Below are 21,359 nucleotides of genomic sequence, written 5' to 3'. Positions count from 1 at the left end.
CACCCCTCTCAAGAGGGGAATCGCACAGCCCCTCGCTTTGCTTTCGTCTTCCCAACGCCCGTAGCCCGGAGGCGAGCGATTGCGAGGTAAAAAAACAAGAAAGGCTCGCAAATGCGAACCTTTCTTGTTTTTTCTATATATCCTCCCCTTCGGCCCGAAGGCCCCCTTGGGAGGGTGGCTGAGATGGGGTGTTACTCCACCACAATCAGAAAGTAATTCTTTTTACCTTTTTGAGGCACCAGGTAACGGCCTGCAACCAGGTTTTCGTTATTAAGCACCTGCTCTACACCGGTTAATTTGGCTTTGTTTACCGATACACCGCCTGCGGTAATCATCTTTTTGGCTTCACCTTTTGATGGGAATACCTGGGTTAAACCGGCTAGCAGATCAACTACGTTTACGCCCGCTTCCAGATCGGCTTTGCTGATCTGGAAGTTTGGCAGGCCATCAAACAAGCCTACTACTTCGTTATGGGTCAGCTCATTCAAGAACTCGATACCGGTGTTGCCGAATAAAAATTCTGAGGCTTTAACAGCCTTTTCGTATTCTGCCTCGCCATGTACACGGATGGTGATATCTTTTGCCAGCGCTTTTTGTAATACACGCAAGTGCGGTGCCGCATCGTGCTCAGCTTCCATTGCCTCGATAGTTTCCTTATCCAGCAGTGTGAATATGCGGATAAAGTTTTTCGCATCGGCATCGCTTGCATTTAACCAGAACTGGAAGAACTGATATGGTGACGTTTTAGCCGGATCGAGCCAGATGTTGCCGCCCTCGGTTTTACCAAATTTGGTGCCGTCTGCTTTCTTAATCAGTTGGGTAGTCAACGCAAAGGCCTCGCCCGCGTCTTTACGGCGGATCAGCTCTGTACCGGTTACAATATTGCCCCACTGGTCGCTACCACCCATTTGCAAGCTGCAGTTGTGGTGTTTCCACAGATAGTAAAAATCGTAACCCTGCACCAACTGATAAGTAAACTCGGTAAAGCTCATACCGGTATCGCCATTCAAACGGTTTTTAACCGAATCTTTGGCCATCATATAGTTTACAGTGATGTGCTTGCCTACATCACGAATGAAGTGCAGGAAACTGAAATCTTTAAACCAATCGTAGTTATTCACCATCTCGGCACTGTTAGCACCGCAATCAAAATTCAAGAATTTTGACAGCTGCTCTTTAATGCAGGCCAGGTTATGTTGCAACACATCTTCGCTCAGCAGGTTACGCTCGGCAGATTTGCCTGATGGATCGCCCACCATGCCGGTTGCGCCGCCCACCAGGGCATATGGTTTATGACCTGCGCGCTGAAAATGGATCAGCGTCATGATCTGGGTAAGGTGGCCCACATGCAGCGAGTCTGCTGTTGGATCATAGCCTATATAACCAGAAGCCATACCTTTATTCAGTAAATCCTCGGTTCCGGGCATTATATCATGCAGCATTCCGCGCCAGCGCAGTTCTTCAACAAAATTCATTTTAGTAAGAGTAAATATTTGAAGGGCAAAGATAAAAAAAGTCGGGAAACAGAATTAAGAACCAGGATTTAACGAATTTTTAGGATTTACAGGATACATATCATCGTCTTAGCTAAATCACTAAGAACACTAAGCGTAGCGTAAAATGAGCTTTTGATCTCTGTGTTCCCTGTGATCAATATAAAAATCCTGCAAATCCTAAAAATTCGTTAAATCCTGGTTCTAAATCCTTTGCTCTTGGTTCATCCGTTTTTCTATATTTGTTCGGGCTTCAGCCTATACTTATGGCAAACATTGATTATTTACACGGTCAGGCTGTGGGCCTGCTGCAACAGTTGATACGCATCCCTTCGTTTAGTCGCGAAGAAGACAAAACCGGGGATGTGATTGAACATTTCCTGGATCTGCAGGGAATAAAAACCGAACGCAAGCTCAATAACATCTGGGCGCGCAACAAGCATTTTGATCCGGCAAAACCAACCATCCTGCTTAACTCGCATCACGACACGGTAAAACCCAACTCGGGCTACACCCGCGATCCGTTTGATGCGGCTATTGAAGACGGCATTTTATATGGTCTGGGCAGTAACGATGCCGGCGGATGCCTGGTATCGCTTATCGCTACATTCCTGCATTTTTATGATCGTGCTGATCTGAAATATAATTTCTGCCTGGCCACCACGGCCGAGGAAGAAATCTCGGGTGTTAACGGTCTCGAACTTATCATCCCCGACCTAGGCGACCTAGCCTTTGGCATTGTAGGCGAACCTACCCAGATGCACCTGGCTATTGCCGAAAAAGGACTGATGGTACTGGATTGCACCGCCCATGGCAAAGCTGGTCACGCCGCACGCGAAGAAGGTGAGAATGCCATCTATAAAGCGTTAACAGATATCGAGTGGTTCCGCAATTTCCGCTTCCCGAAAGAGAGCGAGGTTTTTGGCCCAGTAAAAATGTCGGTGACTATCATCAACGCCGGCTCGCAGCATAATGTGGTGCCAGCAAGCTGTGTGTTTACGGTTGATGTGCGCGTAACGGATGCGTACCGTAACGAGGAAGTGCTGGACATCATCCGCGAGCATGTTACCTGCGAGGTTAAACCGCGCTCTATCCGTCTGAAACCATCGTCAATTGATAAACAACATCCAATAGTTCAGGCTGGTATCGCCCTGGGCAGAAATACTTACGGCTCGCCCACCACGTCCGATCAATCGCTGCTGGATATCCCGTCGCTAAAAATCGGTCCCGGCGATTCTGCCCGTTCGCACACAGCAGATGAGTTTGTTTTTGTTGATGAGATTCGTGAAGGGATTGAGATTTATATTAAGATGCTGGAAGCGATTGTATAGTTAACCCAGTGCAACAACTGATTAAATACATTAAAGATAATTCGGAAAAAGTCGCTCTTGGATGCGGCTTTTTTCTTTGGCTATTATCTTCCAAATACCCGTGGCTAGGCAACATTTTGCTAATTGGCTACATCGGCCTGATAGTCGCATTCAGCTGCTTAGCCAGATATAAAAGCTATAAAGCGTTAAAAGCAAAAGGACTCACTTTTAAAGATGTACGTAACGCATCTTTTGTAAAAAAATGGGAGTTGACGCGCAAAAGCGGGTACGGAAAATTTGTTTTTCAGACCGGTGGCCTTTTGTTTGGCGCAATGTTATTTACGCCGGTTGCTTTCGATATGTTCTATTTTATCGGGCTACCCGAAGCAATAAAGGGTTTAGGAAGATTGACCGCCCTATTTGGCCTTTGCGTAGTTGGCTGTTATGTCGCCGGGGCTTCTATATTCAGTTTACGCTGGTCAATTAATGAGCGGCGGTTTCTTCGTCTTACAGACCCATTGTCATTTTTGCAAAAACCATGATATAAGGAGCCACAAATATGTGGCTCTACTCTTTTATTGCCTTTTCTTGTAGAGCCACATATTTGTGGCTCCTGCCAGATATTCCCAAACACCCACACATTTATCGTCGCTTATTGTTTATCTTCAAACAATCATAAACCATTTGCACATCCGCGCAGCTGCATACTCGCACATGATTAAAATGTATCTTTGCGCTCATTAATAAAATCTATGTCTAGAAAGAAAAACAACTCTTCTATAAAAGCCGTACTCACCCAGATGGTGCTGGACGTTTTTGAGAAGACCGGAAATAACCCATTGAACTACAAGCAGGTATCTGCTACCCTTAATATAAATGATCCTGAACAACGCCAGGTGATCCTCGAGATACTGAAAGACGAGGCTTTTAAAAGCGTACTGAAAGAGCTGTCGCCCGGCAAGTTCCAACTCATCGAGCTGAAAACTTTTGTGGAAGGCAAGGTGGATATGACTGCCGATGGCTCGGCCTTTATTGTGACTGACGATGAGGACGAGAACGACATCTTCGTTGCTCCCCGTAAACTACGCAACGCACTGCATGGCGACCGTGTGAAAGTATACGTATATGCCAAAAGCAAAGGCCGCCGCAAAGAGGGCGAGATCATTGAGATCATCCAGCGGGCACGTATGGAGTTTACGGGCATCATCAAAACCTCTGACAAATATGCCTTCCTGATCCCAGACGACAGGAAGATGATGCACGATATATTCATCCCGCTTAGCGAGCTGAACGGCGCACACAACGGTATCAAGGCTGTAGCCGAAATTACCGATTGGCCTGCCGGTGCCAAGAATCCGGTCGGCCGCGTAAAACATGTACTGGGCGAGCAGGGCGAGAACGATACCGAGATGAACGCCATTCTGGCCGACTATGGTTTCCCGCTGTCGTTCCCTGCCGAAGTTGAGCGTGAAGCCGAAGAAATACCAGACGTGATCAGCTCGGAAGAAATTGCCAAACGCCGCGATTTCCGCCAAACACTGACTTTCACTATCGACCCATTTGATGCCAAAGATTTTGACGATGCCCTCTCCTACCGCAAGCTGGAGAACGGCAACGTTGAGGTAGGTGTACACATTGCCGATGTGGGTCATTACATCATCCCAGATTCAGCTTTGGATAAAGAGGCTTATGAGCGCGCAACTTCGGTTTACCTGGTAGACCGGGTGATCCCGATGCTTCCTGAACGCCTGAGCAACGGCTTATGCTCCCTTCGTCCACATGAAGACAAACTGTGCTTTGCCGCTGTGTTTGAACTGGACGAGCAGGCCCACATTGTGAACGAGTGGTATGGCAAAACCATCATCCACTCAGACCGCCGCTTTACTTATGAGGAGGTACAACAAATTATTGAAGACCAGGCAGGCGAGTACTCCGAAGAAATACTGAACCTGAACGCACTGGCCTACAAACTGCGCGAAGCCAAGTTTAAACATGGCGCCATCAGCTTTGAAACCACCGAGGTAAAATTCAAGCTTGATGAAAAAGGTAAACCCATTGGCGTTTATGTAAAAGAGCGTAAAGATGCCCATAAACTGATTGAGGACTTTATGCTGCTGGCCAACCGCAAGGTGGCCGAGTTTGTGAGCAAAAAGGGCAAGGGCAAAAACAAATACACCTTTGTTTACCGCACGCACGATGCGCCAAACCCCGAAACGCTGGGCAACTTTGCACAATTTGCGGCCCGTTTTGGTTATAAGATCAACACCAAGAGCGATAAAGAGATTGCCCGCTCGCTCAACTTCCTGATGGAGGATGTGGAGGGTAAAAAAGAACAAAACGTACTTACTCACCTGGCCATCCGCAGCATGGCGAAGGCTATTTATACCACCAAAAGCAGCAGTCACTATGGCTTGGCTTTTGATCATTATACGCACTTTACCTCGCCTATCCGTCGTTACCCGGATGTGATGGTACACCGTTTGTTGTTCCATTATTTAAATGGCGGTCAATCAGCCAATGCAGAGCATTATGAGGTGCTGTGTAAACACAGCTCGGCTATGGAGAAAAAAGCAGCTGATGCAGAGCGCGCCTCGGTGAAATATAAACAGGCCGAATACCTGAAAGATCAGATCGGCACCATCTACAACGGCATCATTTCGGGCGTTACCGAGTGGGGCATGTATGTGGAGATTATTGAAAATAAATGCGAGGGCATGATACGCCTGCGCGATATTGCAGATGATTTTTATACCTTAGACGAGAAAAACTACGCCATTATTGGCCAGCGTAAAAAGAAGGTATACCAACTGGGCGACGAAGTGCGCATTAAAGTTAAAAACGTAGACCTCACCAAAAAACAAATAGATTTTACGCTGATACAGGATTAAGCGCGGCACACGATTTTTGATGAAGACCCTCGAAGAATTACAAGACCTGATACATGATGCGGTTGGCCAGTTAAGCTACCCCGAAAAACCGGCCGATTTATATAAGCCCATTACCTACATTATGTCGCTGGGCGGCAAACGCTTGCGCCCTGCGCTGCTGCTGATGGCCTGCGATATTTTTGGCGGCGATGTACAGCAAGCGGTTAAAGCGGCATTGGCAATAGAAGTATTCCACAACTTTACCCTGATGCATGACGACATTATGGACAAGGCCCCCCTGCGCCGTGGCAAAGCCACCGTGCACGAGCTTTGGGACCAGAATGTAGCCATATTAAGCGGCGACGCCATGATGGTGGAAGCCAATAAGCTGATGCTACAGGTGCCTGACGCGGTACTGCGCCGCATTATGAACATCTTTAACGAGACCGCCACCGGCGTTTGCGAGGGCCAGCAATTTGACATGAGCTTTGAAACCCGCAGCGATGTATCGGCCGAAGAATATATTGATATGATTCGTCTGAAAACGGCTGTATTGCTGGGTGGAGCACTTAAAATAGGCGCCATTATAGGTGGCGCCAGCGAAACCGATGCCAGCCTGCTTTACACCTTTGGCGAGCAATTGGGTATTGCCTTCCAACTGCAGGATGATATTCTGGACGTTTACGGCGATCCTGATAAATTTGGCAAGCAGGTAGGCGGCGATATCATCTCCAATAAAAAAACCTTCCTGCTGATAAAAGCCCAGGAGCTGGCTGCAGGTACCGATGCAACCGAACTGCAACAGTGGATCAAAGCTACTGAGTTTGATGCTGAGGCCAAAGTAGCGGCGGTAACCGGCATTTACAACAACCTCAACATCCGCACTCTGGCCAGCGATGCCATGGCCACTTACGCAGAACGTGCCTTCGCCGCGCTGGATGCCATTAATCTGCCCGCTGAGAACAAGCAGTACCTGCGTATGTTTGCTGATAGTTTGATGGTGAGGGAGTATTAAACCCCACCCGGCCTCCCCGAGGGGGAGGAGATAAAAATACAAACAACAAAGGTCCGCTAAAAGCGGACCTTTGTTGTTTGTCTAATCGTGATGCAGTCGCTCGCGTCTTCGCGAGTGACGACTATCTTACGGCCTCTGGCCGGCGTATGCAAGTCAGTTAGCCACGGCGGCCAGAGGCCGCGGGATAGCGGTCAATCGGCTGGAGCCCACAGGTGTTGGGATGAGCTAAAATCCGCTCTTGAGAGGGGGCGCGTTGAATGTGCGGCTGCAGGGGTGTGTCATTTCGCACGCACAAAGGACACACCCCTCCACCCCTCTCAAGAGGGGAATCGCTCAGCCCTCGCTTTGTTTTCGTCCTCCCAACACTTGTGGACTGGAGCCGAGCGACGACATTAGTATTATGTTTATAAAAAGAGCGCAAAGGCTGTCATCCTTAGCTCCGTCGAAGGCCAATAGTCAACCCTATTAACAAAACAGAGGCCGTCCGCGAGTAATTGCGGACGGCCTCTGTTTTATCATATCAGTCTTATCAAAGCATAGTTGGTTATTTTAGCCCTCACACCCTTCGACGGAACTCAGGGTGACACCCGCTATTCTTTCTTTACTCCTCCCCTTCGGGGAGGTTGGGAGGGGTTTAGTGATATTTCCAATGCCTTGATTTCCCCTCCTTCACCTGCTCTACTGTAGTTTGCAGGCGCTTCTGGTGTGTGGCATCGGTTTTGGCTTCGGTTAGCCAATCCAGGTATTCTTTTTTGTTGGTGTAGCTCATCTTTTCAAAGTTGTCCAATGCGCCAGCTTGTGCCAGGGCTTCCATCAGATCCTCCGGAAAAACGAGTTCTGCTTTTGGAGTACCTGCCGGTTTCTTGGGCGCTACTTTTTTGCCGGCATCATTTAGTGCTGCCGCATTTTTGAGGTAGGCTATCAATACATCATCCGGCGGCAAATCTGCCAGACTGGAAATTTGGCCCAGGTTACCGGCCGAATGTTTTTCTTCTCCTCTAACGAAAACCCCATCCGGATCGTCCATCAACGATGCTTTCCAAAAGTTGAAACCCAGATGTTGTTTAAAGGCAGCCATACTCACAAACGGACCTTTATAATCAAAATGTGGGTGCCCCCATTTCAAACCCTCGGTTACCTCTGGCACCGCCTGATGGATCAACTGACGCAGATGAATTAATACCGGTTGCGCAAAGGGCGCCGCTTTATCAATGTAAGTATCAAAACGGATATCAAAGTTTCCCATAAGCTTAATCGGCAAAATTCTTCTTGGCTAGTTTTTTATGCGTTGCTGCTACTTCTTTTAATGCTGCAGAGCAATAGAACGGGCGCAGTTCCATGGTTAGAACGCCCGCTTGTATGGCCGGGTCGGTATTGGTGAGTGCGCGAGCTTCTTCAATCGTCCTTACGTCAAAAATAAAAATGCCTTCTACCTCACCCCCATCCATAAACGGACCAGCTACAACCAGTTTGCCCTCATCTGCCAGTTTACCGATGTTTTTGAGATGAGCCTTTTGTATCTCGGCTAGCTTGGCTTTATCCTCAATCTTTGTCGGCCCGGTTTTCAGGAACGCCATGACGTATTTTTTCATGCCGTAATCGTCGGCACCCAACTTCTTAGCCAAGGCTTCATCATAATTAGGATTTGGAGTTTGAGCTTTAGCAAGCAGCGTAAAGCAAGCCAGCAATAGCGGAAGGATGAACTTTTTCATGATAATAGTTTAAACGAGTGTATATCAAATATAAGCTTTAGCAAGCAACCTTGAATGCCCCATAATTTTAGCGTGGACGCTAAAATTTATTATTTCGTTCAAGCGCAGACGCTTGAACGGGCTAGCACAGTTGTTCCCCCTTCAGGGGGTTAGGGGGCTTAACTCCTTCAATGCATCCTTAGCAATCCACCTTGCCGCTTTGCTATCTTGCTCCAAAATCCGCTCAGCACAATCAATAGCCACCTTTCGCAGCATGGTGTTGCGCTTACCTATTTGCCGCAATGCCCAGTTGGTGGCTTTTTTTACAAAGTTACGGTTGTCCCAGGCTTCGCGTTCTATAATAGGGAGGAATGAGATCAGGATACGGTCGTCAGCTTTTTTTTGATGTACCGCATATTCTGCCATCAACACAAAGCCCGCACGTTTTACAAATTCGTGCTCTGAGGTGGTGTATTCCAACACCTTATCCAGCACAAATGGCGCATAAACAAACAGGTTACCGCAAGCCTGGTCGCACACATCCCACGAGTAAAAACCGTGGGTCCAATGGTCCATTTGTGCTTCCGTTAATTGCTTCGGATCGGCAATCAGCGTAGCCAGAATTTTTGCTTCATGGATATCGGTCTCCCATAGTTCCATTGCCAGCGTATGATCTTTTTTGATGTTTTTAGCCAGCTTACGAATAATGGGCAGCTTAACACCCAACGCCTTTGAACTATCTATACCAAAGCGCGCCATGCCAGCGTGATATGCGGGCGATGATTGCTCTTTGAAATGGGTAATAACTTCCTGAACGGTCATACTTCGGATAGGTTAGTGATGGTAAACTTACCACAAATACCTAAACGAAAAAAGCCGGGCTCGCCCCGGCTCTTTCCTTGATATAGATCAGTTAATAGTTACAAAAGCTTACAAATTGCCGCGAGCTTCCTGCTCGCGTTCTATGGCCTCAAACAACGCCTTGAAATTACCTGCTCCGAAAGAACGTGCGCCCTTACGTTGGATAATTTCAAAGAATACCGTCGGCCGGTCTTCTACCGGTTTGGTGAAGATCTGCAGCAGGTAGCCTTCGTCATCACGGTCAACCAGGATGCCAAGTTGTTTCAGCGGTTCCAGGTCTTCGTCTATGTGTCCAACGCGGTCCAGCAGATCTTCATAATAGGTGTTCGGCACCCTTAAAAACTCCACGCCACGGCTACGCAGATCGGTTACTGTTTTTACAATATCGTGCGTGGCGAGGGCCAGGTGCTGCACGCCTTCGCCCTCGTAAAATTCCAGGTACTCTTCAATCTGGCTTTTCTTTTTACCCTCGGCAGGTTCATTGATGGGAAATTTTACAAAGCCGTTTCCGTTGCTCATCACCTTACTCATCAGGGCAGAATATTCCGTGCTAATCATCTTGTCGTCAAACGTCAGGATGTTACGGAAACCCATTACATCCTCATAAAAGCTAACCCAGTTATTCATTTTGTGCCAGCCTACGTTGCCAACGCAATGGTCTACATAGAGCAAGCCGGTGTCTGCAGGCGCATACTCGCTTTCCCATTTCTGGTAGCCTGGCAAAAAAATGCCTCGGTAGTTTTTGCGTTCTACAAACAGATGTACGGTTTCGCCGTAAAGCTTGATGCCACTGGTACGCACCTCGCCGTTTTCGTCGGTAAAAGTTTGCGGCTTTTGGTAGGGTTGCGCGCCGCGTGCGGTGGTTTGCTCAAAGGCGTCAAAAGCATCGTCGACCAAAAGGGCCAATATTTTCACCCCATCGCCATGCTTTTTTACGTGCTCGGCAACGGGGTGGTCTGAGTGGAGTGGCGATGTAAGTACCAGCCTGATCTTGCCCTGCTGCAACACGTACGATGCATGGTCGCGCACGCCGGTTTCCGGCCCGGCATAGGCCAGGCTTTGAAAGCCGAAGGCTGTTTTATAAAAGTGAGCCGCCTGCTTGGCGTTGCCCACGTAGAATTCCACATAGTCGGTACCGTTGAGAGGCAAAAAGTCAACCCCTCCCAAACTCTCCCCGAGGGCGTGGGCTTCTTTATGTGACGTTTGCATTTTCGTTCTTCATTTTTGCCTCACCCCGGCCCCCTCCTTTAAAGGAGAGGGTGGTCAAGGGGTAAGGTGCTATTCATGCTTTGTTTGTTTTCTTATAGGTGCCTCCCCTTCGGGGAGGTTAGGAGGGGTCGGCCCAACTATGGTAATAATTTGGATCTTCTATCAGTAACGCATCTTCAGTTAATTGCAGCGGATGGAACGGATCTATCATCACAGCCAACTCATCAGTTGCCTCTTTGCCAATTGATTTTTCAACCGAACCAGGGTGCGGCCCATGCGGGATGCCCGCCGGGTGCAGGGTGATCTGCCCTTTCACTACATTCTTGCGGCTCATAAAATCGCCATCGACATAATACAGCACCTCATCGCTGTCCACATTGCTATGATTGTATGGTGCAGGTATGCTCAACGGATGATAGTCAAACTTGCGCGGCACAAATGAGCACAGCACAAAGTTGTGCCCCTCAAAGGTTTGATGCACCGGCGGCGGTTGATGCAGGCGACCGGTTATCGGCTCAAAATCATGAATGGAGAAGGCCCACGGATAATGGTAGCCATCCCACCCTATAAAATCAAACGGATGATTGCCGTAGATGTACGGATAGATGAGTCCTTGTTTTTTGATCAGTATTTTAAAATCGCCTTGCTGGTCGATAGTTTGCAGGTCTGACGGTCGACGGATATCGCGCTCACAATAAGGCGCATGTTCCATCAACTGCCCCAACTCATTACGGTAGCGTTTGGGCGTACGAATCGGTCCGAAACTTTCAACAATAAACAGGCGATTATCTTCGGTATCAAATTCTAGTTGATAGATGGTTCCGCGAGGGATTACCAGGTAATCGCCATAGCCAAATTTGATCTGCCCGAAACCTGTTTTCAGCACGCCCGAACCTACATGAACAAAGATCACCTCATCAGCCTGGCTGTTCTTATAGAAATAATCAGTCATGCTTTTGCGTGGCGCAGCCAGCGAGATATGCAGATCATTATTAACCAGCACCGGCTTGCGGCTTTGCAGGTAATCATCATGCGGGTGCACATTGAAACCCAGCAGACTGGTATGCTTGAGGTGTTTGGCCCTCGCAATAACCGGCTCTACCGAATAAGGTTCGCCCAGCGTTTTAACCAAAGTAGGCGGATGACAGTGGTATACCAGCGAGTAGACGCTGGAGAAACCTTGGGTCGACACCAGTTCTTCGGCATACAATCCACCATCAGGCTTACGGAATTGTGTATGCCGCTTCGGCGGAATTTGTCCCAATGTATGATAAATGGGCATAACTGACTGTTGAAATGTTGTAACGTTATAAAGTTGCAACGATGGTTAACTGGTTAATATTTAAACGAACCAAAACGTTAAAGGTTTCGCGAATGCTACGGTTAGTAAAACGTACAAACCCTTCAACAACAAATCAACGCGAATGCTGCGCAAGAATGATCTTAGAGAGCACGGCATCCCTAAAAAGCGCGGCCCCACTCATGGACGAGAGGCCCATAGAGCAATAGAAACCGAGGATGGCGCGAACGATCATAAGAACGAAGTTAATTGATTTAAATTTAATATGCAAGCATAGCTTTTATCAACCGGGATTAAAAGGATTTTTAAGATTTACAGGATTTAATAGTATGTCGGCAAAACGAGTCTACAACGTAATCAATTGATTAATATCCTGCAAATCTTAAAAATCCGTTTAATCATGGTTCAAAACCATTAGCTTTACTTATACCAATTATCACTTATGAAACTTGTATCCTACAAAACCGAGGACCGCGAGCATCTGGGCATCTTTGCGGGCCGCCACATTTATAACCTCAACTCCTGCGATAAGCTGATCCCCGACAACATGAACGAGTTTTTGTGGGGCGGCGATGAGCTGATGGATCGTGCCAAACGCATTAACCAGGCTATTTTAGACCGGCAACTAGCGGCCAAAGAAGAGCTATTTTTTGAACTGATAGCGCCTGTGCCCCACCCTGCATCATGTCGGGACGGATATGCTTTCCGGCAGCACGTAGAAGCAGCCCGGCGCAATCGGAAGGTGGAGATGATTGCAGAGTTTGATCAATATCCTGTCTTTTATTTTACCAATCATAATGCCATACAGGGGCCGGGCGAAATTGCCTGCATGCCAGACCATTTCCAGAAGCTGGACTTTGAGCTGGAAGTAGCCGTGGTACTCAATAAAAAGGGCCGCAACATTAGTGCTGCCGAAGCCGACAGCTACATTGCCGGTTATATGATTATGAATGATATGAGCGCCCGAACCCTCCAAATGGAAGAAATGTTGCTGAACCTGGGCCCTGCGAAGGGGAAGGATTTCAGTACGGTGATTGGTCCGTGGTTGGTAACACCCGATGAACTGGAGCCTTATAAAGTACCCACCAAACCCGGGCATGTGGGCAACAGCTATAACCTGGAAATGAATTGCACGGTTAACGGCATCCGCGTATCTAGCGGTAATATGGCGGATATGGACTGGACCTTTGCCGAGATTATTGAACGTTGTGCCTACGGCTGCGATGTATTGCCGGGCGACGTGATTGGCTCGGGCACGGTAGGCACGGGATGCTTCCTGGAACTGAATGGTACCGGCCTGCTTAACGATCCTAACTACCAAACACAATGGCTACAGCCTGGCGATCTGGTAGAGATGGATATTACCGGCCTGGGTGTATTGGCCAATGTGATTACAAAGGAGGATACTGAGTGGTCTATACTGGGCCTGAAGAAGTGAACCGAGACGTACCGAATTTTCCTTGTGTCTGATTGTTTTTAATAGGCACTCAAGAGGGCTTCGCCGTCTTGAGGATTTACAGGATATTTAATATTGTCATGCTGAGCGATAGCAAAGCATCTTTGAGAACAAGCCTCACTATTTACATCCACAGAGATGCTTCGTTCCTCAGCATGACAAGTTAAAAAAGGATGTCATGCTGAGCCCCGTCGAAGCATGGTGGGTGGGCCTCTCCGCGCGAGTCTTCGACAAGCTCAGACTGACAGCCCTCTTGTTTGTCATTTCACCTCCATAGTCCCGCCGCCGGGATTCTATTCCTCTGCGTGACAAATAACAAAGCCAACCAAAGCCAACCGTCCCCATCCGACACTCCCACCAAACGCCCGTCTGTCCAAGGCGGCAAAAGCAAAGTGCGCAGCAGCGACCGCACTACCATGCGGACGAGCCCTCCCGCAAGAGCGCCAAAAAAATAACGTATAGATAAAACTCCAACCAATAGTTAATCCCCTGATTGTTAAAACATTCAAACTTTACAATTTATTGCACAACCTTACAACACTGGGGAATAAATTACACGATATGGATACATTTTTCCCCAATAAAAAAATCACAACAAGCTAAACATCAGTACTTTAATTAACCTTTACACTTCACACCGCTGTTTAACCATAGCTAAACAGCGTTTTTTTTATTATTATTTTTACGATGGTAATTTCTGCGCCGTTTGTGCATGAGGTTTGCATTACTATTGATTAAAGATTACTGATTTTGAAAAAGAGTTTACTTATTTGGACTTTAATGACCTGGCTGGTGTTGTTATGTGGCAAAGCATCTGCTGCTACTTATACCTGGACGGGACTAGGCACCAATTCTAACTGGAGCAATACTTCAAACTGGACAGGCGGCACCTACCCACATTTGTCAACAGATAACGTAACTATACCTCTAACGGGAACTTTTAAATCACCTACCGTTGACGTTGCGGTTATATGCGGAACATTGACCATATCTGGCTCTGTAACCGTAAACTTATCAGCCAATCTTACAGCTTCAGGTGCCGTTACAATTTCCAATGGTGTTACGGCTGTAATTAATGCAGCAAGTAGTACAACTTTTCAAATCAGTAGTGGTATAAGTGTGGGTAGCAGTAGCACTACATCCATAACATTCTCAGGTAACGGGGCTACTAATCTGAGCGGTACTTTTACTGCCTCCCAAAACGTAACCTTTGCTGTTAGCACAGGGCATACTTTTAGCTTCAATGCCGGAGCTTCTTATAGTGGCGGGAACAGTACAACCGTCAATAATGGCGGTACGTTAAATATAAATGGCACATCCTCAACCGGATGTACATTTACACCTGGATTTCAAAGCTCGTTTACCAACACAGGAACGTTTGCCGGCACTTATGTAAACTGGACTGAGGCAAGTAACACCGTCACCATGTCCAACTCCGGTACATTTGGTCTAAGTAATTCTACTTTTTCACAAACACAATCGAGTACTTTTACCAATACCAGCAATACGTCAACATTTACAACCTGTACCATATCACTACCTAACAATAACAGCTACATAACAGCATCTGCCGGCACAGTCAATTTGACGGGTTGTACCATATCACTAACTGGAAATCCAAGCTATTTGAGTAATTCAAGTACTGGCAACCTGCACATTTACGGATCTTCTTCATTAGCTATCACAGGTCCTAACAAACCTTATATATCAGGAGCGGGTACCGGAAGCTTTACAATTGACGGCGGCTCATCAATCTCTGTTACAAACTTTGGTCCGCAAATCAAAAACTCAGGCAAGATGTATTTCGGCACCTCCGGGTCATCTTGTACAGTCACCTTAAATAGCCAGCCTCAAGATCAAAGTACGGGAGCCACGGTTTACAATACAGGAACTATGTACTTAGGTTCTACCTCTATAATAAAGTTCGGCAACCAGTATCAAACAACTGTAAATAATGTCGGAACTTTTACCTTACAATCTGACGCCAATGGCTCAGCAGCAATTGGTGATATGAGTGGCAGTTCGACCAATGCCATAATTGGCACTTACAATGTGGAGCGTTATCTTGCGGGCCAATCCAGTGGCACCACGGCAGATTCTAAGCGTAATTATCGTTTAATTTCTTCTCCCGTATCTACAACAGGACTTTCGGGCGGTGTCTACACATTGAGCTACCTCAACACAAATAGCGGCGGTGTAACCGGAATTTTCACATCTGGTCCGTCGGGCGGAGGGTTTACGTATTCTCCGGCCTCGGGCACCGCCAATTCAACCGTTTATCTGTATCAGGAAACCGTAGCATCATCTAACACTTCTTTTAACTCTGGAAACTTTAAAGGCATAACCAAACTTGACAACGGCAGTAATCAGGTATTATATAATGACGGTTCTACTTCTGCAAACGCTGCAAGCTTATATGCCGGCAATGGCTTTATGGTGTATTATGTGGGCAATAACGTAAGTAATACGGGCACATCAACTTCTACCCCCACTAAGGCGTCAAGAGTTGGTGGTTCTTATGCTGCTGTGGATAATTCTACTATGTCTGCCTCGGGCAAGCTCAATACCGGGCAGATTGTAACTAAGATGTGGTTTAACAGCAGTAACCCCAGCAGATCTGCTGTTGGAACAGGTTATAACCTGGTAGGCAATCCTTACCCATCAACTATTGATTGGGACACGTTTAACACCACCACCTCAACGACAGGAGTTTATGGCCCAAATTTAACAGGCGTAATAGCCGTATTTGATTACGCCAGCAAAAACTATGGCTTTTATATTCCGGCGGCCCTTGGGACAGTTTCGCCCACCAATAATGCCAGTCACCTTATTATGAGTGGACAAGGCTTCTTTGTACAGGTTAAAAGCGGTCAAACTTCGTCCACATTAACCTTCAATGAAAGTTGCAAATCAACCTCAAGCCCCAATTTTAGCAATAGTCCATTGATGGGTGTGCCGGTTGGACAGAAGGTAACTCAATACGTAAAACTGCGGGTGGCTAAAGACTCCATAAACAGAGACGAAGCTATTGTAATGTTTGACGGCAAAAACCAATACGAGGATTCATTTGATGTTTACCGTTTAGCCGGCAATGGAAATATTGCCACCTTGGGCACCTATCCTCAAGGCAACAGTACCTTGCTGGCCATTAATCATATGCAAAGCATTGATTCTACTACCCGTGTTAAAATCTATGCAAACGTAATTAGCTCTACTGGTATTGATACCATATCTGCTTATGGGATTGAAACACTTGACTCCCGTTACGACGCCTTCCTGATTGATCATTACAAAAAAGACTCCTTACAAATCAGTCTTTACAAAAGATACAATTTTAACATCACCAGCGATACTGCTTCTTATGGCACCAACCGTTTTGAGCTGGCGTTTCACAAAAAACCTGGCTTAAATTACCATTTACTCAGCTTTACCGGCATGCAGGTAAAAGATGGCATACAACTAACCTGGCGGGTAGAGAATGAGCAAAACCTTACAACTTTCAGCGTTCAAAAGGCCGACGGTACACAGCAGTTCATATCCATTTATGGTATGCAAAGCGATGGCCGGGGCACTTACACCTGGCTGGATAAAGCACCATCAACTGGTGTAAACACCTACAGATTACAACAGAATGATCCGTTTGAAAACATTAGCTACAGTAAACCCATAACTGTCAACTTTGATAACAGTACCTCTAGCGGGGATGCTTTAACTGTTTACCCCAACCCAACTATTAGCGACCTGAACGTTAAATTAAATAACAGTAGCATACCAAACCAGGTGCTGGTTAAGGTGTTTGATAGTAGTGGCCAGCTAAAACTAAATAAAGTGACTGACGGCAACCATATACAAGAAAACATTGGTAACTTGTTGCCCGGAGTTTACGTTGTACAGATTTTAGATAATGCAACACAAACTTTAGTGGGACAGAAGAAAATCACGAAAGCGAAATAGAGCAGAAACGATGAGAAAATTTTTCAGGAACGCAATTCCGTTTTTAATGTTTGTAGCGATTCCGTTTTTGTCAATGGCAGATCCGGGCACTCCATGTGATAATAATGGTACAGGCACTAGTACTGACCCGCTAGATGAAACAGGTTGTCCGCTTGATACCTGGGTTTATTTCCTGGTATTCTTAGCACTAACGGCAGGCATCTGGTATATCAGAAAAAACAAGAAGTCCCTTTTTGCTTAAAAAGGGACTTCTTGTTTTCAGTAAGTTTCTTTGCTACCTCATCTTGTTGAGCGGCAGTTTTTCCAGAATGCCGTTAACTACTTTCGGCAAATCATTCACCGCGCTTTCAGGGTTATTGACTACGCCAATGCCATAACCACGCCAGATCACTTTGTGCGTTGTACGGTCAATCAGATCGATGATCAATGTGCCCTCTTTGTAAGGTACCTGGTAAATTTCACTACCTACATAAACCGGGTAAGCACCACCATAACGATAATAGAAACCACGGCCTCCGTAATAACGATATGACGGATAATAGCCGCCCCAATTGTAGCTATACATCGGCTGGTTATAGGTAGACACTTTAGTATTTACCATAATAGAATAGCGCACCAGCAAATCAGGATTACGGTCGCGCAGGCGCAGTCCCCTGCTTTCCAGATCGGTCGTAGCCTGATCTTTAATCCGCTGATCGGCTACATCATTGTCGTAATAAGGATTGCGGGTGTTGTTAAATGGCGGTAGCCAGGCGAAGGTACTATACTGGCTCAGATTGTTGGCGTTACCAACCGAGTAATAAGTATAGCTTGAGCAGGCAGCCAGCAGGCATACGGCCAACAGCGCCAGCATGCCCCAGATATTCCTTTTCATAGATATGTACTCCTCTCTTTTTCTAGTCTCTATTAGACAAAGCAGGGAGTAAAAGGTTTAAGCACCCCTCCTAACCTCCCCGAAGGGGAGGAATTCTTAATACTTGATAGAAACTCCTCCCCTTCGGGGAGGCCGGGAGGGGTGTTAAGAAAGATATTTCCCTACAATAGGCATCCTCCTGCCCATGCCAAACGCTTTTGGCGACACACGCAGGATTGGCGGCGTTTGGTAACGCTTATGCTCGGCAATGTTGACCAGGCGAATCACGCGACGTACTGTGGCCTCATCATAACCCATTTTAATGATGGCCTTTGACGATTGACGGTTCTCTACATATTCTTTCAGGATAGTATCCAGGATATCGTACTCCGGCAATGAGTCGCTGTCTTTCTGATCAGGACGAAGTTCTGCCGACGGTGGTTTTACAATAGAGTTAACCGGGATAATCTCGCGGTCTCTGTTAATATAGTTGGCCAACTGGTAAACCTGTGTTTTAAAAACATCCCCCAAAACAGAAATCCCCCCGCACATATCGCCATACAGTGTACCGTAGCCAACCGCAGCCTCACTTTTGTTAGAGGTATTGAGCAGGATATAGCCAAACTTATTACACATGGCCATTAGTACTACCGCACGACTGCGCGATTGGATATTTTCTTCAGCAATATTAAACGGTAGTCCCTTGAATTGCGGATGCAGGGCCTCCTCAAACGAATCGGTGATGGATTTGATCGGCACTATTTCATGTTTACAGCCCAGGTTTTTTACCAGATCCTCAGCATCTTTCAACGAGTGATCGGTAGAGAATTTTGAAGGTAACAGTACCGCCATTACATTCTCCGCCCCGAGGGCTTCAGCAGCCAGGGCACATACTACGGCCGAATCAATACCACCTGACAAACCCAGGATAGCACTCTTAAAGCCCGATTTATAAAAATAATCGCGTATGCCCAATAGCAATCCCTGATGGATCTGCTCTATATCGCTCTGGCGGGTTTCTTTTGCGGTAGATGGTTGCAACAGCTCAATCGCGGCTTTATCTTTCAGATCATAATAAGTGATAGCCTCTTCAAAATAAGGCAGTTCATCTACTATGTTACCGGCATTATCAAATACCAGCGAACCACCGTCAAAGATCAGCTCTGTTTGTGCGCCTACATGGTTCACATAAAACAACGGCAAGTTATAACGACGTGCATTATCGCTCAGGATGGCAATGCGCTCCTCATCATGGTTATAAGCAAACGGTGAGGCCGCAATATTAATCATCACATCGGGCTGTTGCTTGATAAGCTCATCCATCGGACGATTAACGTATAGCGGATTCTCTAGCGTGTTCCACAAGTCTTCACAAATGGTCAGCGCTATGCGGTGTCCCTTAAAATCGATACAATTAAACTGGGTTGATGGCTCAAAATAACGATACTCGTCAAACACATCATAGTTTGGCAGTAAAGCCTTATTAACCACCGCCTGTACCTTACCATCAGCTATAAAGTATGCCGAGTTGTAATGATCTTTACCTTCGGCCATGTGGTTTTCCGTCGGGATGCCGATGATGCAGGCGATGTCTGTACACTCGGCAGCAATCTTTTGGGCAGCGGCTTCGCATAGCTCGATGTACTCGGTAAACTCCAGGAAATCGCGCGATGGATATCCGCACACACATAATTCTGCAAACACCACCAGATCTGCACCCTTAGTGCGGGCCTTACGAATAGTGGTGATGATCTTATCAGTATTCGAATCAAAATTGCCTATATGGTAGTTAAGTTGTGCTAATGCTATCTTCATGATATATGGTAGAAATATGCGCGGGTGGCACCCGGCTAAAATTTATAAATTTGCCGAAGCATGAAAATGATGAACATCCCCGGTAAAACAAAGCAAATTTACTTAATTTTTGCTTTTGGTCTCCTGCTGGCGTCCTGCTCGCACAACAAAAAAGTTGATGTGAGCAATATTGACGTCAACGTGAAGATTGAACGCTTTGACCACGACTTTGACGATATGAGCCGCAAGCCTATGGCACAACAGGCACTTTTTCTGCACAAAAAGTACGGCGCCTTTTACCAGGATTTTATTGAACGCGTTTTACAGGCGGGTAATGCTAATGATACCGCCTATTTTGCCACCCTGCGCAAAGTGTTTGCCACGCAAGCTTATAAGGACCTGAAACATGCGGTCGACTCGATCTACCCCAACGTAGATAAACAGAATATAGAGTTGACCGATGCCTTTCGCCGCATCCGTTATTATTTTCCGCGCAAGCCTTTGCCTAAGGTATATGCTTATTTCTCAGGTTTCCAGGCGCAGACTACCATCGGCAATAACTATTTCGGCATTGGTCTGGACGAGTTTCTGGGGGCCGATTCTAAATTCTATCCGGCATTGATCAATGCTTATCCGCACTATATCTCTCGCCGGTTTACACCGGAGAATATGGCTCCACGCGTGGTAGAAGGGCTTTTAACACAAGACCTATATCCCGAAAGCGATAACGATAAAACACTGCTGGCTAAAATGATCTACAATGGCAAGATCCTCTACGCCATGGACCAGCTACTGCCGGACGCTGCCGACAGCACCAAGATTGGCTACACCAATGCCCAATTGAAATGGTGCGAAGATTTTAAATCGCAGATCTGGGGTTACTTTTTAGGCGAGAACCTTTTGTATGAGGTAGACGATCAAAAAATGGGCAAGTACCTGAGCGAAGCCCCGTTCACTCCGGGACTGGGCGAAAAAAACGAATCGGCACCGAAACTGGCCGTGTGGACCGGCTGGCAAATTGTGCGCCAGTATATGGACAAGCATCCTGACGTTAAGCTGGAAGAATTAATGGCGGATGATGACGCGCAGAACATCCTCAAAGAGTCAAAATACCGGCCGAAGGCGAAAGAATAAGAGTAATATAAAATGTCATCTCGACCAACGGGAGAACTACTCTCTTGAACGAAGTGAAAAAACCTTTTCGGAGCGCCGGGATACAAAGCCGAAAAGATCCCTCACTATCGTTCGGGATGACAACACGTTTGAGACAAAAAACAAAAAAGCGCCTCAGGATCTCCTGAGGCGCTTTTCATTTATATCGTTGTGTTCTAACTAGCCTTTCAGGATAGAGAAAACAGCTTTCAGTGCTACAACAGTGCCCAAAATCATCAGCACGTTACCAATGATAGAAGTAGTGTTAACGGTCTGATCGCCAACAAAACGAACGTAAACACCCGCTAAGCCAATAATAACGGCTAAGGTGATTAATATGTAGTGGCTTGGTGAATTAGCTGCATCTGTGTTGTTCATTGCTTTCAGTTTTTTATCGGCACAAA

At 46.6% G+C, this 21,359-nt stretch carries 17 protein-coding genes; 8 read left to right on the top strand and 9 right to left on the bottom strand.

The window, feature by feature from the left end:
* Nucleotides 1-191 precede the first annotated feature (191 nt).
* The gene (tyrS, locus tag ABZR88_RS04285) at nt 192-1,475 is read right to left on the bottom strand and encodes a tyrosine--tRNA ligase (protein WP_107830019.1); all 1,284 of its coding nucleotides are present in this window, start codon (nt 1,473-1,475) and stop codon (nt 192-194) included.
* Nucleotides 1,476-1,759: 284 nt separating this feature from the next.
* Here tyrS and ABZR88_RS04280 point away from each other — a divergent pair, with 284 nt between their 5' ends.
* From ABZR88_RS04280 to ABZR88_RS04265, 4 genes are all read left to right on the top strand, one after another.
* A complete protein-coding gene (locus ABZR88_RS04280; RefSeq protein ID WP_107830017.1) occupies nt 1,760-2,824 on the top strand; it encodes a M20 family metallo-hydrolase in 1,065 nt (354 codons plus the stop codon).
* 8 nt (nt 2,825-2,832) lie between these two features.
* Nucleotides 2,833-3,345 carry a hypothetical protein gene (locus ABZR88_RS04275; protein ID WP_107830015.1) on the top strand — a complete coding sequence of 171 codons (513 nt, stop codon included), beginning with the start codon at nt 2,833-2,835 and terminating at the stop codon, nt 3,343-3,345.
* 210 nt (nt 3,346-3,555) lie between these two features.
* A complete protein-coding gene (rnr, locus tag ABZR88_RS04270; protein ID WP_107830013.1) occupies nt 3,556-5,691 on the top strand; it encodes a ribonuclease R in 2,136 nt (711 codons plus the stop codon).
* Between the two features lie 19 nt (nt 5,692-5,710).
* The gene (locus tag ABZR88_RS04265) at nt 5,711-6,685 is read left to right on the top strand and encodes a polyprenyl synthetase family protein (RefSeq protein ID WP_107830205.1); all 975 of its coding nucleotides are present in this window, start codon (nt 5,711-5,713) and stop codon (nt 6,683-6,685) included.
* A 634-nt stretch (nt 6,686-7,319) separates the two neighbouring features.
* Here the strand turns inward: ABZR88_RS04265 and ABZR88_RS04260 are convergent.
* The 5 genes from ABZR88_RS04260 to ABZR88_RS04240 all read right to left on the bottom strand — a co-directional run bounded on the left by ABZR88_RS04260 (nt 7,320) and on the right by ABZR88_RS04240 (nt 11,728).
* Nucleotides 7,320-7,931: a YdeI family protein gene (locus ABZR88_RS04260; RefSeq protein ID WP_107830011.1), complete on the bottom strand. Its 612-nt coding sequence runs from the start codon at nt 7,929-7,931 to the stop codon at nt 7,320-7,322.
* A gap of 4 nt (nt 7,932-7,935) precedes the next feature.
* Nucleotides 7,936-8,397: a YciI family protein gene (locus ABZR88_RS04255; RefSeq protein ID WP_107830009.1), complete on the bottom strand. Its 462-nt coding sequence runs from the start codon at nt 8,395-8,397 to the stop codon at nt 7,936-7,938.
* Nucleotides 8,398-8,538: 141 nt separating this feature from the next.
* On the bottom strand, nt 8,539-9,198 hold the full coding sequence (locus ABZR88_RS04250) for a DNA alkylation repair protein (RefSeq protein WP_107830007.1): 660 nt from the start codon (nt 9,196-9,198) through the stop codon (nt 8,539-8,541).
* A 108-nt stretch (nt 9,199-9,306) separates the two neighbouring features.
* Nucleotides 9,307-10,446: a 4-hydroxyphenylpyruvate dioxygenase gene (gene hppD / locus ABZR88_RS04245; RefSeq protein WP_107830005.1), complete on the bottom strand. Its 1,140-nt coding sequence runs from the start codon at nt 10,444-10,446 to the stop codon at nt 9,307-9,309.
* Between the two features lie 118 nt (nt 10,447-10,564).
* Nucleotides 10,565-11,728 carry a homogentisate 1,2-dioxygenase gene (locus ABZR88_RS04240; RefSeq protein WP_107830003.1) on the bottom strand — a complete coding sequence of 388 codons (1,164 nt, stop codon included), beginning with the start codon at nt 11,726-11,728 and terminating at the stop codon, nt 10,565-10,567.
* A 460-nt stretch (nt 11,729-12,188) separates the two neighbouring features.
* Between ABZR88_RS04240 and ABZR88_RS04235 the strand changes: the two genes are divergently transcribed.
* From ABZR88_RS04235 to ABZR88_RS04225, 3 genes are all read left to right on the top strand, one after another.
* On the top strand, nt 12,189-13,184 hold the full coding sequence (locus tag ABZR88_RS04235) for a fumarylacetoacetate hydrolase family protein (protein WP_107830001.1): 996 nt from the start codon (nt 12,189-12,191) through the stop codon (nt 13,182-13,184).
* 768 nt (nt 13,185-13,952) lie between these two features.
* Nucleotides 13,953-17,156, top strand: a complete 3,204-nt coding sequence (locus ABZR88_RS04230) for a T9SS type A sorting domain-containing protein (protein ID WP_146166580.1) — start codon at nt 13,953-13,955, stop codon at nt 17,154-17,156.
* A 10-nt stretch (nt 17,157-17,166) separates the two neighbouring features.
* Nucleotides 17,167-17,397 carry a hypothetical protein gene (locus tag ABZR88_RS04225; protein ID WP_146166579.1) on the top strand — a complete coding sequence of 77 codons (231 nt, stop codon included), beginning with the start codon at nt 17,167-17,169 and terminating at the stop codon, nt 17,395-17,397.
* 33 nt (nt 17,398-17,430) lie between these two features.
* Here the strand turns inward: ABZR88_RS04225 and ABZR88_RS04220 are convergent, their stop codons facing one another.
* Both ABZR88_RS04220 and ABZR88_RS04215 read right to left on the bottom strand, forming a co-directional pair.
* Complete coding sequence (locus ABZR88_RS04220; protein ID WP_107829997.1) at nt 17,431-18,030, bottom strand: DUF4136 domain-containing protein; 600 nt, start codon at nt 18,028-18,030, stop codon at nt 17,431-17,433.
* Between the two features lie 144 nt (nt 18,031-18,174).
* Nucleotides 18,175-19,824, bottom strand: a complete 1,650-nt coding sequence (locus tag ABZR88_RS04215) for an NAD+ synthase (protein ID WP_107829995.1) — start codon at nt 19,822-19,824, stop codon at nt 18,175-18,177.
* A 60-nt stretch (nt 19,825-19,884) separates the two neighbouring features.
* Between ABZR88_RS04215 and gldB the strand changes: the two genes are divergently transcribed.
* Nucleotides 19,885-20,937, top strand: a complete 1,053-nt coding sequence (gene gldB / locus ABZR88_RS04210) for a gliding motility lipoprotein GldB (protein WP_342748749.1) — start codon at nt 19,885-19,887, stop codon at nt 20,935-20,937.
* 198 nt (nt 20,938-21,135) lie between these two features.
* On the opposite strand, the gene ABZR88_RS04205 is transcribed toward gldB, so the two are convergent.
* Nucleotides 21,136-21,333 carry a hypothetical protein gene (locus ABZR88_RS04205; protein WP_107829993.1) on the bottom strand — a complete coding sequence of 66 codons (198 nt, stop codon included), beginning with the start codon at nt 21,331-21,333 and terminating at the stop codon, nt 21,136-21,138.
* Nucleotides 21,334-21,359: the final 26 nt, after the last annotated feature.

Origin of the sequence: Mucilaginibacter yixingensis, from assembly GCF_041080815.1 — a bacterium.
GTDB classification, from domain to species: Bacteria; Bacteroidota; Bacteroidia; order Sphingobacteriales; family Sphingobacteriaceae; genus Mucilaginibacter; species Mucilaginibacter yixingensis.
The sequence above is the reverse complement of the archived record's forward strand: the minus strand, read 5'-3'. Positions and strand labels throughout refer to the sequence as shown.

Coding starts and splice junctions, on each gene's coding strand:
- tyrS (WP_107830019.1), bottom strand. CDS start 1,475: ATGAATTTTGTTGAAGAACTGCGCTGGCGCGGAATGCTGCATGATATA.
- ABZR88_RS04280 (WP_107830017.1), top strand. CDS start 1,760: ATGGCAAACATTGATTATTTACACGGTCAGGCTGTGGGCCTGCTGCAA.
- rnr (WP_107830013.1), top strand. CDS start 3,556: ATGTCTAGAAAGAAAAACAACTCTTCTATAAAAGCCGTACTCACCCAG.
- ABZR88_RS04265 (WP_107830205.1), top strand. CDS start 5,711: ATGAAGACCCTCGAAGAATTACAAGACCTGATACATGATGCGGTTGGC.
- ABZR88_RS04260 (WP_107830011.1), bottom strand. CDS start 7,931: ATGGGAAACTTTGATATCCGTTTTGATACTTACATTGATAAAGCGGCG.
- ABZR88_RS04255 (WP_107830009.1), bottom strand. CDS start 8,397: ATGAAAAAGTTCATCCTTCCGCTATTGCTGGCTTGCTTTACGCTGCTT.
- ABZR88_RS04250 (WP_107830007.1), bottom strand. CDS start 9,198: ATGACCGTTCAGGAAGTTATTACCCATTTCAAAGAGCAATCATCGCCC.
- hppD (WP_107830005.1), bottom strand. CDS start 10,446: ATGCAAACGTCACATAAAGAAGCCCACGCCCTCGGGGAGAGTTTGGGA.
- ABZR88_RS04240 (WP_107830003.1), bottom strand. CDS start 11,728: ATGCCCATTTATCATACATTGGGACAAATTCCGCCGAAGCGGCATACA.
- ABZR88_RS04235 (WP_107830001.1), top strand. CDS start 12,189: ATGAAACTTGTATCCTACAAAACCGAGGACCGCGAGCATCTGGGCATC.
- ABZR88_RS04225 (WP_146166579.1), top strand. CDS start 17,167: ATGAGAAAATTTTTCAGGAACGCAATTCCGTTTTTAATGTTTGTAGCG.
- ABZR88_RS04220 (WP_107829997.1), bottom strand. CDS start 18,030: ATGAAAAGGAATATCTGGGGCATGCTGGCGCTGTTGGCCGTATGCCTG.
- ABZR88_RS04215 (WP_107829995.1), bottom strand. CDS start 19,824: ATGAAGATAGCATTAGCACAACTTAACTACCATATAGGCAATTTTGAT.
- gldB (WP_342748749.1), top strand. CDS start 19,885: ATGAAAATGATGAACATCCCCGGTAAAACAAAGCAAATTTACTTAATT.
- ABZR88_RS04205 (WP_107829993.1), bottom strand. CDS start 21,333: ATGAACAACACAGATGCAGCTAATTCACCAAGCCACTACATATTAATC.